This is a genomic window from Streptomyces sp. NPDC046985, assembly GCF_040644415.1.
Lineage (GTDB): Bacteria > Actinomycetota > Actinomycetes > Streptomycetales > Streptomycetaceae > Streptomyces.
In genome coordinates this window covers 118,593-130,521 of record NZ_JBEYWK010000019.1, presented here as the reverse complement: position 1 = coordinate 130,521, position 11,929 = coordinate 118,593, and the positions used below count along the sequence as shown (strand labels likewise).

The 11,929-nt window shown below is 72.4% G+C and carries 12 protein-coding genes; 3 read left to right on the top strand and 9 right to left on the bottom strand.

Going from position 1 to position 11,929, the window contains the following annotated elements; genetic code table 11:
* Positions 1-36: 36 nt before the first annotated feature.
* Positions 37-834 (bottom strand): hypothetical protein, encoded by a 798-nt coding sequence (locus ABZ861_RS24070; protein ID WP_361633501.1) that lies wholly within the window; start codon positions 832-834, stop codon positions 37-39.
* Positions 835-1,149: 315 nt separating this feature from the next.
* On the opposite strand from ABZ861_RS24070, the gene ABZ861_RS24065 reads away from it, so the two are divergent.
* The 3 genes from ABZ861_RS24065 (at position 1,150) to recX (ending at position 4,306) form a co-directional block, all read left to right on the top strand.
* Entirely contained in the window at positions 1,150-1,884 is a 735-nt protein-coding gene (locus tag ABZ861_RS24065) for an alpha/beta hydrolase (RefSeq protein ID WP_361633498.1), read from the top strand.
* A gap of 355 nt (positions 1,885-2,239) precedes the next feature.
* Complete coding sequence (recA, locus tag ABZ861_RS24060) at positions 2,240-3,367, top strand: recombinase RecA (protein ID WP_361633495.1); 1,128 nt, start codon at positions 2,240-2,242, stop codon at positions 3,365-3,367.
* 3 nt (positions 3,368-3,370) lie between these two features.
* Complete coding sequence (recX, locus tag ABZ861_RS24055; protein ID WP_361633492.1) at positions 3,371-4,306, top strand: recombination regulator RecX; 936 nt, start codon at positions 3,371-3,373, stop codon at positions 4,304-4,306.
* Positions 4,307-4,531: 225 nt separating this feature from the next.
* Here the strand turns inward: recX and ABZ861_RS24050 are convergent, their stop codons facing one another.
* The 8 genes from ABZ861_RS24050 to ABZ861_RS24015 form a co-directional block, all read right to left on the bottom strand.
* A complete protein-coding gene (locus ABZ861_RS24050) occupies positions 4,532-4,933 on the bottom strand; it encodes a rhodanese-like domain-containing protein (protein WP_361633489.1) in 402 nt (133 codons plus the stop codon).
* Positions 4,930-5,553 carry a cysteine dioxygenase gene (locus ABZ861_RS24045; RefSeq protein WP_361633486.1) on the bottom strand — a complete coding sequence of 208 codons (624 nt, stop codon included), beginning with the start codon at positions 5,551-5,553 and terminating at the stop codon, positions 4,930-4,932. Before ABZ861_RS24045 ends, ABZ861_RS24050 begins: the two co-directional genes overlap by 4 nt.
* A 70-nt stretch (positions 5,554-5,623) precedes the next feature.
* Positions 5,624-5,695, bottom strand: a complete 72-nt coding sequence (locus tag ABZ861_RS24040) for a putative leader peptide (protein ID WP_327084869.1) — start codon at positions 5,693-5,695, stop codon at positions 5,624-5,626.
* A gap of 774 nt (positions 5,696-6,469) precedes the next feature.
* A complete protein-coding gene (locus tag ABZ861_RS24035) occupies positions 6,470-8,071 on the bottom strand; it encodes an FAD-dependent monooxygenase (protein WP_361633483.1) in 1,602 nt (533 codons plus the stop codon).
* A 175-nt stretch (positions 8,072-8,246) separates the two neighbouring features.
* Positions 8,247-9,278: an amino acid ABC transporter permease gene (locus ABZ861_RS24030; RefSeq protein ID WP_361633480.1), complete on the bottom strand. Its 1,032-nt coding sequence runs from the start codon at positions 9,276-9,278 to the stop codon at positions 8,247-8,249.
* A complete protein-coding gene (locus ABZ861_RS24025) occupies positions 9,275-9,940 on the bottom strand; it encodes an ABC transporter permease subunit (protein WP_361633477.1) in 666 nt (221 codons plus the stop codon). The genes ABZ861_RS24030 and ABZ861_RS24025 overlap by 4 nt, the downstream gene beginning before the upstream one ends.
* 76 nt (positions 9,941-10,016) lie before the next feature.
* Entirely contained in the window at positions 10,017-10,850 is an 834-nt protein-coding gene (locus ABZ861_RS24020; protein ID WP_361633474.1) for a glutamate ABC transporter substrate-binding protein, read from the bottom strand.
* A 122-nt stretch (positions 10,851-10,972) separates the two neighbouring features.
* Positions 10,973-11,749, bottom strand: coding sequence for an amino acid ABC transporter ATP-binding protein (locus tag ABZ861_RS24015; protein WP_361633471.1), 777 nt, complete (start codon positions 11,747-11,749; stop codon positions 10,973-10,975).
* Positions 11,750-11,929: the final 180 nt, after the last annotated feature.

Sequence of the window (11,929 nt, the reverse complement as noted above, 5' to 3'; positions counted from 1 at the left end):
GGGGCGCCATGGCGGTCCGAGCGGCCGTCGGCGGGCTCAGTAGGCGACGACCGCCCAGATCCCGGCGCCCACGACGGCCAGCGCGTAGGCGACGACCCCGGCGGTGACGATCCGCAGGCGGCGCTGCTCGCTCCAAGAGGTGCGGGACAGCAGCCAGGCCAGCGCGGGCAGGACCAGCACCGCGTGCAGACTCACCCCGTGCAGCGGCTTGAAGGGAGCGGTGGACGCGTAGGCCGCCTGCTGGTGGCCGGCCTGGCTCAGCGCCACCCCGCGCGCGATCATCGCGGCGCCCGAGGCGAGCGCCACGAGAAGGATCGCGAACCCGGAGCGCACCGCGCGCGCCATCCCGGCGGGACCCGCCGGACGGCGCCGGAAGCTGAGGACCGCGAAGCCGGTCAGGAGCCCCACCAGAAGGACGCCTCCCACCGCGAGCGTCGCCGACACCGCCGTGTCGAACGGCGTCTCCGTGTTCAGGTGGGAGGGCACCCCGCGCCACGCCTGGAGCGTGATGCCGCCCACCTCGACGACGCTGTCGCCGGCGAACACGACCAGCAGCGCCGTGCGCAGCCGCTCCCCGACGCGCAGATACGACGTCACCCAGGTCAGAGCGATCAGCGTCAGCCCGAAGGAGAGCCCGAACGTGAACGGCTTGCGCCAGGAGACGGGCCCGTCCCACGGTCCGCCGTCGACCGCGAACACCGCCAGGTGGGTCAGGCCGGACAGGACGAGGAGCAGCCCGGTGGCGTGGCACAGCCGCTCGGCGGGACGCAGCTCACGGGCGCGCGCCGCCAGCGCGGCCGGGCGGCGCGGGACAGCGGAGGTGGAGACAGCCATGGCGACAGCCTCGCGCAGGCACGGCGAACCGTCGTCGTCCCGACGAAGGCGCCGCGCGTACGTCCGGCGGAGTAGGCGCACCTCCTACGGAGCAGGGGGAGCGGGGCGGGCGGCTGCGTGGCATCCGGCACGGGAAGCTCCGCGAAAACCCGTTGGCGGGCCACGGCGACCACTGCTACCTTTCCGGAGGCCGTGCGAGAGAACGAGGAGGTGGTACCCGTGAACGTATTCACTTGGGTGCTCTCCTCTGGAGCCACGGTCGGGCGATAGGTCGTCCGGGAGCGCCGTTTCTGAGCCCTCCCGAAAGGCACGACCATGCACTTCACCTCTGAACAGCATCTCGACGGCAGCGTCCTCGAGCGCGAGTTCACCCTCGGTGAGATCCCCGGCATCCTGTGGTCACCCGCGTCCGCGTCCGCACCGGTCCCGCTGATCCTGCTCGGCCACCCTCCCCTCGGCCTGCGCGAGATGTACCCCCGACTGGTGGCGCGGGCCAGACACGCCGCGGCGGAGGGCTTCGCCACGGCCACGATCGAACTCCCCGGAAGCGGTGACCGGCCCCGTTGGGCCGCTTTCGACCAAGCGCGTGCCGACCTGCGCCGGGTCATGGAAGCCGGTGAGCCGGTCAGCGACGAGATCGTCGACGCCCTCGTCCTCCCGCTCGTCGAAAAGTCGGTCCCGGAATGGCAGACCGCCCTGGACGCCCTTCTCTCGCTGCCCGAGATCGGCGGCCCAGTCGGGTACTCGGGGGGAGTGATCTCCATCGGCATCCGGTTGGCGGTGGTCGAGCCGCGCATCGCGGCCGCCGGCCTCTTCGCCGGGACTTTCGTGCCTCGCGCCATGTTCGAGGAAGCCCGTCAGATCACCATCCCGCTGCACGTCTTGCTGCAATGGGACGACGAGGGCAACGACAGGCAGGCGGCACTGGACCTGTTCGACGCCTTCGGCTCCAAGGAGAAGACGCTGCACGCCAACATGGGCGGCCACACCGGCGTCCCGCAGTTCGCGGGGGACGCCGCGAACCAGTTCTTCACCCGGCACCTGAAATGAGGCCGGGCCGTGAGGCCGACAGCGGACGGTAAGCGGCGTCGGCCATGATGCCGTCATCGAGGACAGGCCCCGGACCTCCTCGATGACGGCGCCCGGCAGATCCCCGCCGCCCCGACCGCGGCGGTGCGCCCCCTGCCGCGGCGGTTCCGAGCCGCGTGGCGTGCTTGACACGAAAATCGAACATCCATTCTTATGGAGGCTCCGGTGCAAGGCGGCGACGGGGACTTCGTCCATTGATGCGGTGGTTGGTCCCCGGGTTATCCACAGGCCGGACCTGCGTCGGGGCGCATTGTCAGTGGCAGGCGTTAGCGTCTTGGACGTGAAGCGATTGACTCAAGCAAACCGGGTGGAACCCATGGCAGGAACCGACCGCGAGAAGGCGCTCGACGCCGCGCTCGCACAGATTGAACGGCAATTCGGCAAGGGCGCGGTCATGCGCATGGGCGAGCGGTCGATGGAGCCCATCGAGGTCATCCCAACCGGGTCGACCGCCCTCGACGTGGCCCTCGGCGTCGGCGGCCTGCCGCGCGGCCGCGTCGTGGAGATCTACGGGCCGGAGTCCTCCGGCAAGACGACCCTGACCCTGCACGCCGTGGCGAACGCGCAGAAGGCCGGCGGCCAGGTGGCCTTCGTGGACGCGGAGCACGCCCTCGACCCCGAGTACGCCAAGAAGCTCGGCGTCGACATCGACAACCTGATCCTGTCCCAGCCGGACAACGGCGAGCAGGCCCTGGAAATCGTGGACATGCTGGTCCGCTCCGGCGCCCTCGACCTCATCGTCATCGACTCCGTCGCCGCGCTCGTCCCGCGTGCGGAGATCGAGGGCGAGATGGGCGACTCGCACGTGGGTCTCCAGGCCCGCCTGATGAGCCAGGCCCTCCGCAAGATCACCAGCGCGCTCAACCAGTCGAAGACCACGGCGATCTTCATCAACCAGCTCCGCGAGAAGATCGGCGTGATGTTCGGCTCCCCGGAGACCACGACCGGTGGCCGCGCCCTGAAGTTCTACGCCTCGGTGCGCATCGACATCCGCCGCATCGAGACGCTGAAGGACGGCACGGAGGCGGTCGGCAACCGTACCCGCTGCAAGGTCGTCAAGAACAAGGTCGCTCCGCCCTTCAAGCAGGCCGAGTTCGACATCCTGTACGGCCATGGCATCAGCCGCGAGGGCGGCCTGATCGACATGGGCGTGGAGCACGGCTTCGTCCGCAAGGCCGGCGCCTGGTACACGTACGAGGGCGACCAGCTCGGTCAGGGCAAGGAGAACGCGCGCAACTTCCTGAAGGACAACCCCGACCTGGCCAACGAGATCGAGAAGAAGATCAAGGTCAAGCTGGGCGTCGGCGTGCGACCGGAGCCGCCGGCCGCCGAGCCGGCAGCGGACGCGCCGGCCCCCGCCGCGCCGGCCGACCCCGCCAAGACGGTGCCCGCCGCCGCGACCGCCAAGGCCGCCAAGCCCAAGGCCGCCACGGCCAAGAGCTGACCCGTGACCCGACGAACCGACTGGGCCGAGTACGAGCACGGGCACGTCGCTTCCGGCGCCCCGCGGGGGAGAGGCGCCGGCGCCGGGATCCCCTCGGGCCCCGGCGGGAGCGGCGCCGGGACGGGCGGCGCGGAGACGGGCGGTGCCGGGACGGGCGGCGCTGACGGCGATGGGGACGGCGCGTACGCCGGTGAGCCGGGCGGCAGGCGCCGGAGAGCCTCCGGGGCGGCCGGGGCGTTCGCACCCGGATCGAGGGATGACTCACGTCGGGACGGCTCGCGTGACGGCGGGCCGCGCGGCGGGCGCGGGCGTCGCCGACGGGACTTCGGCGAGGCGTCCGCGGTGGAAGGGGACGCCTCGCCCTGGCCGAGGGCCGGGCGGGGGGAGTCTCCGGAGGACCCGGTGGAGCGGGCGCGAGCGATCTGCCTGCGCCTGCTCACCGGGACCCCACGCACCCGCAAGCAACTCGCGGACGCCCTGCGCAAGCGGGAGATCCCGGAGGAGGCGGCCGAAGAGGTGCTGTCCCGCTTCGAGGAGGTAGGGCTGATCGACGACGGGGCGTTCGCGGACGCCTGGGTGGAGTCCCGGCATCACGGCCGCGGCCTGGCGCGGCGTGCCCTCGCGCAGGAGCTGCGGACCAAGGGCGTCGACGCCACGTTGATCGACGAGGCGGTCGGTCGGCTCGACGCCGAGCAGGAGGAGGCAACGGCACGCGAACTCGTCGACCGCAAGCTGCGCTCCACCCGGGGCCTGGACCGGGACAAGCGCCTGCGCCGCCTCGCCGGCATGCTCGCCCGCAAGGGCTACTCCCAGGGGCTGGCCCTGCGGGTGGTCAGGCAGGCCTTGGAGGAAGCGGGCGAGGACGATGAGGACGTTGGCGACGGTGGGGACGGTGAGGACACAGAACTCTCCGACGACGGATTCGGCGAGAGCGGCTGAGAGGGGGACGGGGGACTTAAGGACCGGGGACGAGTGCCCCACGGGGCGGAGGGACCGGGAGACCGAGGCGCCGAACGGCTGAACGGCCGGGCGGTTGGGCGGGCAGGCGGCCGCGCGCAAGGGGATCGCGGGACCGCTCGCCTTGCGCGCAGAGGGACCGAGAGCGAGGTGTCGAGCGCTTTGGGGACGTTCGCCTCGATCCACGCGGGTCCGCGATGCCCTGCGTTACGAGGCCACCGGCAGGCCGGCCGCTCGCCATGCCTGGAAGCCGCCGACCAGGTCGGTCGCCCGGTGCAGGCCCAACTGGTGCAGGGACGCGGCCGCGAGGCTGGAGGCGTAGCCCTCGTTGCAGATGACGACCACCCGCAGATCGTGTCCCGTGGCCTCGGGGAGGCGGTGGCTTCCCCGTGGGTCGAGACGCCACTCCAGTTCGTTGCGCTCGATGACGAGGGCGCCCGGGATCAGCCCGTCCTGTTCGCGCAGGGCGGCGTAGCGTATGTCCACCAGCAGCGCCTCACCGGCCTGGGCCGCCGCGTGCGCCGTCCGCGGCTCGACGCGCTCGTAGTCCGCGCGCACCCGTTCCAGCAGTTCGTCGATGCCGAGCGGCTCCGGTTCCGCGCCGCTCACTGCCAGTCTCCCGGACGCTCGACCTGCTCGAGGCGCAGCGTCTGTCCGGTGCGGCTGTAGCGGCGGATCTGCGGCAGCGGCGGGTAGTAGGCGTGCACGGAGATCGCGTGCCGGTCGGGAGACTCGTTGAACACCTCGTGGACGTGGTGGCGGCCGAAGGCCCGGCCCCGACCGGCCGCGAGCCGTCGGCTGCGGTCCACGCCGTCGGTGAGTTCCAGGGTCTTCCAGCCGTCGGTGGGCAGCCGGGCGGCGAGCGAGTTCTCCGTCAGCTCCCCGTCGGCGGTCAGGAAGGCGCCGACGGAGTCGGCGTGGTCGTGCCAGCCGGTGCCGGTCCCGGGCGGCCAGCCGATCAGCCATGCCTCGCTGCCGCCGGGCCCGTCGAGGCGCACCCAGGTGCGTCCCTCGGGATCGAGTGGAAGGGAGGCGATCAGGGCGGCGTCGGCTGCCACCCGCGTGACATAGGCGAGGAGTTCGGCCTGCGTGGGCGCCGCGGCGACCGAAGCCGCCGGGGCCGCGGCGGCGAGGCCCGGCGCGGCGGCGGACGGTTCAGCGGGCGCGGAGGGGGCGAGGACGTCGGAAGCGGGGGCAGGGAGAACCGGAGAGACAGACACGGGCACCATCCTGGAGAACGTTCGCGGAAGGCGCGCAGCAGCGGCCACTCACGTGGCAGGGCGCGCAGGGAAGGCGAGTTCAGCAGGAGGGGTGACACACGCAGCCCGCATAGCGGACGAGGTCCATATGGACCCTCCGCCACAGGCGCACAACAGTGTCAGTCACGCTCCGGAGTAGACCATGGCGGTGTGACACCGGTCAACTGACTGTCACCATGTGGACGGCACCGGGTGCCGGGCACCCGGCGCGCCCGGCACCCGTGCCTCGGGCACGCCGCGTGCCCCGCACCCCGCGCTCCGCGTCCCCGCACCCGCGCGGCCGACGACTTGGCTGGTCGGCGGTCACCGAGTCACCCGGCACCGTGCCCCGGACACTCAAGACCCTTGCCTCGCGCGCCCAGCATCCGCACCCCGCGCCCCCGCACCCGCGCCGCCGACGACCCGGCCGGTTGGCGGCACCGAGTCGCCGGTCACCAAGTCACCCGGCACGCAGTGCCCCAGGCACCCAAGGCCCTCGCCTCGCGCGCCCAGCACCCGCACCCCGCGCCCGCGTGGCCGACGACTTGGCCGGTCGGCGGCCACCGAGTCACCCGGCACCCGTGCCCCGGGCACCCAAGGCCCTTGCTCCGCGCGTCCAGCATCCGCGCCCCGAGCCCCCGCGCCCCCGCACGGCCGACGACTTGGCCGGTCGGCGGCCACCGAGTCACCCGGCACCCGTGCCCCGGGCACCCAAGACCCTTGCCTCGCGCGCCGAGCATCCGCACCCCGCGCCCCCGCCCCCGCGCCGCCGACGACCCGGCCGGTCGCCGGCCACCGAGTTGCCGACCACCGGGGCGGCGGCCACCAAGTCATCGACCACCAAGTCACCGACCACCGAGTCGGCGGCCACCGAGTCATCGACCGCCGGGTCGAGGCGGGCGTCGGGTCAGCGGGCGCTCGCCTCGGCCCGGTTGTCGGAGTGGGCGGCCCCGCCCAGCGCGGCCTCCGCCGCCGCGTGCAGATCGGCCGGGCGCACCCCGTTCAGCGCGGTGACCAGGTGTCCGTCGGGGCGCACGAGGAGCACGGTGTGCGGCGCGGCGCCCGGGTAGCCCTCCGCGACCAGGAGTTCGGCGGGGTACGGCAGGGCGGTCACGGCCGCGGCCAGCCGGGGCATGATCCCGGCGCTGACCCAGTGCCGGCGCTCCCACACCACCGTGCCCGGCGCCACCAGCACCGCCAGCAGCGCCCCGCGGCCCAGCCGGTCCCGCAGGGGCACGAACGAGCCGTCCTCCGCGGTCACCACCACGTCCGCGACCGGCGCGCCGACCGGTGTGTCCACCGGCGCCTCCGCGTCGGAGGGCGGGGAGCCGAGGGGCGAGTCGGCGTACGCCCCCATGGCGCCCAGCGCGCCGCGGCCCAGGCGGCCGTCCATGTGCAGCGTGTCGTGCCCGCGCGCCGCTCCGGAGACGTAGGCGCGCAGGCCGCCGCCTCCGCGCAGCAGCGGAAGCACCTGGTCCGCGGCGCGCAGCCGGGCGGAGACGATCGCGCGCCGCTCGGTCTGGTAGCTGTCCAGCAGGACCTCGTGCGGCCCGTGGTGCCAGGTCACGGCCAGTTTCCAGGCCAGGTTGTCGGCGTCGCGCAGGCCCTCGTCCAGCCCGTCCGTGCCGAGTGCGCCGAGCAGGTGCGCGGCGTCCCCGGCGAGGAAGATCCGGCCGGCGCGCCAGCGGCGGGCCAGCCGGTGGTGCACCGTGTGCACTCCGGTGTCCAGAAGCTCGTAGGACGGTGAGGACTCGCCGGTGAGGCCGGTGAGGGTCTCGCGGATGCGGGCGAGCAGCAGGTCGGGCGTCACCAGGTCCTTGCCGGGCGGCAGTAGCCAGTCCAGCCGCCAGACGCCGTCCGGCAGCGGGCGGCCGGTGACCTCCCCCGCGAAGGGCCCGGTCGTGCGCCACGGCGGCATCCGGTGGAGGAACGCTTCCTCGGGACGCGGCAGTTCCGCGCGCAGGGCGGCCACGGCGTGCCGTTCGACGGCCGTGCGGCCGGGGAAGCGGATGTCCTGGAGCTTGCGCACGGTGGAGCGCGGTCCGTCGCAGCCGACGAGGTGGCTGCCGCGCCACCAGGTGCCGTCCGGGCCGCGGGTGTGGACGGTGACGCCCGTCGAGTCCTGCTCTACGGCGTCGAGCCGGTTCCTCGAGGCGAGTTCGACCAGCGGCTCTCGGACGGCGGCGGCGCGCAGGGCGCCGGTCAGGGCGTGCTGGGCGAGATGCAGCGGCGCGGGGACGTCCTCGCCGAACGCGTACTCGCCGGTCACCTGCCTGCGCCGCAGCGACCGCCATCCGGTCCAGCGCAGTCCGGTCCGGCCGAGCGGCGCGCCGGTCAGCCGCTCCACGAGGGCGGCGGTGTCCTCGCGCAGCACGACGGTCCGCGCGGCGCGCACCTCGTCCTCGCCCGGCGTCTCGTCGAGCACGACGGACGGCACCTCGTGGCGTGCCAGCGCGAGGGCGAGGGTGAGCCCGACGGGCCCCGCGCCAACGACGATCACCGGGTCCACGGCGTGCCGCCCCCTGCCCGCGGCGGCGTCCTGACGGACAGACGTGAACAGACGGTCGGAGCGGGGTGCACGATCACAGAACGTATGCAACCCATTGCCGGTGCTTGCGTCAAGTGACGGGAGCCGTGGTGATCATTCTGCTGCCCCGGAGTGACGTCAGCCGGGTGAACACCTGTCAAGTGCGGGTATTCGCGGAGCGGCCGCCCGCTGCGTCGTCCCCGCCGGCGCCCGCGCCACCTCCGATGCCCCCGCCGGGGCCGGCGCCCGCGCCACCTCCGATGCCCGCCCCACCTCCGATGCCCCCGCCGGGGCCGGCGCCCGCGCCGACTCCGGCGCCGGTCGCCTGGGTGCCCGCCACGACGCCGGGTGCGAGCACCGCGCCGGTCGACTTCTTCCCCTGCCGCAGGCGGCGCTCCAGCCAGCTCGCGAAGCTGGTGAGGCTGAAGTTGAGCACGATGTAGATCACGGCGACGACGGTGAAGGTGGCGATGACGTTCGCGCCGTAGTACGAGGCCGTCGGGGAGACCGACGCCAGCAGCTCGGGGAAGGTGAGGATGGCGCCGCCGAGCGCGGTGTCCTTCACGATCACCACGAGCTGGCTGACGATGGCCGGCAGCATCGCGGTGACCGCCTGCGGCAGCAGGACCGACGTCATGGTCTGGGTCTTGCGCAGGCCGATGGCGTGCGCGGCCTCCGTCTGGCCCCTGGGCAGCGCCAGGATGCCGGCGCGCACGATCTCCGCGAGCACCGAGGCGTTGTAGAGCACCAGGCCGGTGACGACGGCGTAGAGCGGGCGGTCGTCGGCGCCGACGTCGGTGTACTGGGCGAACAGGGCGTTGCCGAAGATCATCAGGATCAGCACCGGGACGGCGCGGAAGAACTCCACCGCCACGGCGGCCGGAACCCTGACCCATGCGTGGTCGGAGAGCCGCGCGATGCCGAACACGGCGCCCAGCGGCAGCGCGACGGCCATCGACAGACCCGCCGCGATCAGCGTGTTCCTCAGTCCGGGCAGGAGGTACGTGGTCCACGCCTCGGCGCCGGAGAAGAACGGCTTCCACTTGGCCCAGTCGAGCTGCCCCTTGTCGCTCAGGCTGCGCAGCACCCACCACGCGAGCGCCGCGAGGGCGAGCACGAACACGATCGTGTAGAGGACGTTGCGCCGTTTGGCCCGGGGGCCCTGGGCGTCGTAGAGGACCGAGGTCATCGTTTCACCGCCGCTTTCCTGCCGACCCAGCCGAGGATCAGGCCCGTCGGCAGCGTCAGGCACACGAAGCCGAACGCGAACACCGCGGAGATCGCCAGGAGCTGGGCCTCGTTCTCGATCATCTCCTTCATCAGCGCGGCCGCCTCGGCGACGCCGATCGCGGCGGCCACCGTGGTGTTCTTGGTGAGCGCGATCAGGACGTTGGCGAGCGGTCCGACGACCGAGCGGAACGCCTGCGGCAGCACCACCAGGAACAGCACCTGGGTGAAGCCGAGGCCGAGGGCGCGGGCGGCCTCCGCCTGCCCGACCGGCACGGTGTTGACGCCGGAGCGGATCGCCTCGCAGACGAACGCCGAGGTGTAGGCGATCAGGCCGAGGACGGCGAGGCGGAAGTTGACGGCGTCGAAGTCCTGTGCGCCGAGGCCGACGCCCAGCGTCTGGTTCAGGCCCAGCGAGGTGAACAGGATGATCACCGTCAGCGGGATGTTCCGCACGATGTTGACGTAGGCGGCGCCGAACCCGCGCATGAGGGGCGCCGGGCCGACCCGCATGGCGGCCAGCAGGGTGCCCCAGACCAGGGCGCCGACGGCTGAGAGCAGGGTGAGCCGCACGGTCGCCCAGAAGGCGCCCAGCAGGTCGTAGCCTTGCAGAAAGTCGAACACGATCTCCCGCGCTTCCGCGTGTGGACGGGCCCCGGTGCGCCGCCCCCCGTGGGCGGCGCACCCGGCGGGCGCTGACTCAGCTCTTGACGTCGCCGATCTTCGGCGCGGGCTCGTTCTGGTAGCCGGCCGGGCCGAAGTTCGCCTTGACCGCCTTGTCCCAGGAGCCGTCGGCGACCATGGCCTGGAGCGCCTTGTCGATCTTGCCCTTGAGGTCGCTGCCCTTCTTGACGCCGATGCCGTAGTTCTCGTTGGTCATCTTCAGGCCGCCCAGCTTGAACCTGCCCTTGAACTGGGCCTGCGCGGCGTAGCCGGCGAGGATCGAGTCGTCCGTGGTGAGCGCGTCGATCGCCTTGGTCTGAAGACCGCTCAGGCACGCCGAGTAGGTGGGGTACTTCTGGAGGTTCGCCTGCGGCGCCAGCTTGTCCTTGACGTTCTGCGCCGAGGTCGAACCGGTCACCGAGCAGAGCTTCTTGCTGTTCAGGTCGGCCGTCGACTTGATCGAGGCGTCGTCGGCGCGGACCAGCACGTCCTGGTGGGCCAGCAGGTAGGGGCCGGCGAAGTCGACCTTCTTCTGCCGCTCGGGGGTGATCGAGTAGGAGGCGACGATGAAGTCCACGTCGCCGCGGGACAGCATGCTCTCCCGGTCGGCGCTCTTGGACTCCTTCCACTCGATCTGGTCCTTCGCGTAACCGAGCTTCTTCGCCACGTACTCGGCCACGTCCACGTCGAAGCCGGAGTAGCCCTGCGGCGTCTTCTGGCCGATGCCCGGCTGGTCGAACTTGATGCCGACGGCGATCTTCTTGCCACTGCCCGACGCCCCGCCGTCCTTCTTGCCGGAACCGCACGCCGTCGCCGAGACGGCGAGGGCGAGCACGACGGCCGAGGCGGCGGTGACCTTGCGGAGCTTCATGCGGAACATCCTTTGATCTGGGGGAGGTCGAGAGTCCTGGCAGGCGGCCGCGGGCACGGACTGCGAGGCGGACATCAGAAGTCAGTGGCCGGGCGTCCCTCGGCGCGAGCGCCGCCGGACCGTCAGTGGTGCAGGATCTTGGACAGGAAGTCCTTCGCCCGGTCGCTGCGCGGGTTGCTGAAGAACTGGTCGGGCGCGGCCTGTTCGACGATCCGGCCGTCGGCCATGAAGACCACCCGGTTCGCGGCCGAGCGGGCGAAGCCCATCTCGTGCGTGACGACGATCATCGTCATGCCGTCCCGGGCGAGCTGCCGCATGACCTCCAGGACCTCGTTGATCATCTCCGGGTCGAGCGCCGAGGTGGGCTCGTCGAAGAGCATGACCTTCGGGTCCATGGCCAGCGCCCGCGCGATGGCCACGCGCTGCTGCTGGCCGCCGGAGAGCTGCGCCGGGTACTTGTCCGCCTGCGCGCCCACGCCGACCCGGTCGAGCAGACCGCGGGCCCGCTCCTCGGCCGTCTTCCTGTCCGTGCGGCGGACCTTGACCTGCCCCAGCGTCACGTTCTGGAGCACGGTCTTGTGCGCGAAGAGGTTGAAGGACTGGAAGACCATGCCGACGTCGGCGCGCAGCCGGGCAAGCTCCTTGCCCTCGTGCGGCAGTCGCCGGCCGTCGATCGTGATCGAGCCCGAGTCGATCGTCTCCAGGCGGTTGACGGTGCGGCACAGGGTGGACTTCCCGGACCCGGAGGGCCCGATGACCACGACGACCTCGCCACGGGAGATCGTCAGGTCGACGTCCTGGAGCACGTGCAACGCGCCGAAGTGCTTGTTGACGCTCTTCAGGACGACCAGATCGCCGGTCGAGGCCAGCTCTTCCTTGGCCACCGCTACTTCGGTCATCGCTTTCAGGCTCCGTCCTCCTCGGTTGAGCAGGACAGTAGACAGCGGCGCGACCTGCGTCATTACATCTGAGGGAGATCTGAGCATCACGATCGGGCGGCGCCCGGACACGAGACGTAGCGGGCCCGTGCGGGACGCGTACCGGCTGGGTAACGACCGGCGGCCCGCGAGCGGAAGCCC

Bases quoted from the DNA above. Each gene is read 5' to 3' on its own strand.
- ABZ861_RS24020 (WP_361633474.1), bottom strand. From the start codon at position 10,850: ATGAAGCTCCGCAAGGTCACCGCCGCCTCGGCCGTCGTGCTCGCCCTC.
- recA (WP_361633495.1), top strand. From the start codon at position 2,240: ATGGCAGGAACCGACCGCGAGAAGGCGCTCGACGCCGCGCTCGCACAG.
- ABZ861_RS24030 (WP_361633480.1), bottom strand. From the start codon at position 9,278: ATGACCTCGGTCCTCTACGACGCCCAGGGCCCCCGGGCCAAACGGCGC.
- ABZ861_RS24015 (WP_361633471.1), bottom strand. From the start codon at position 11,749: ATGACCGAAGTAGCGGTGGCCAAGGAAGAGCTGGCCTCGACCGGCGAT.
- ABZ861_RS24065 (WP_361633498.1), top strand. From the start codon at position 1,150: ATGCACTTCACCTCTGAACAGCATCTCGACGGCAGCGTCCTCGAGCGC.
- ABZ861_RS24070 (WP_361633501.1), bottom strand. From the start codon at position 834: ATGGCTGTCTCCACCTCCGCTGTCCCGCGCCGCCCGGCCGCGCTGGCG.
- ABZ861_RS24045 (WP_361633486.1), bottom strand. From the start codon at position 5,553: ATGGTGCCCGTGTCTGTCTCTCCGGTTCTCCCTGCCCCCGCTTCCGAC.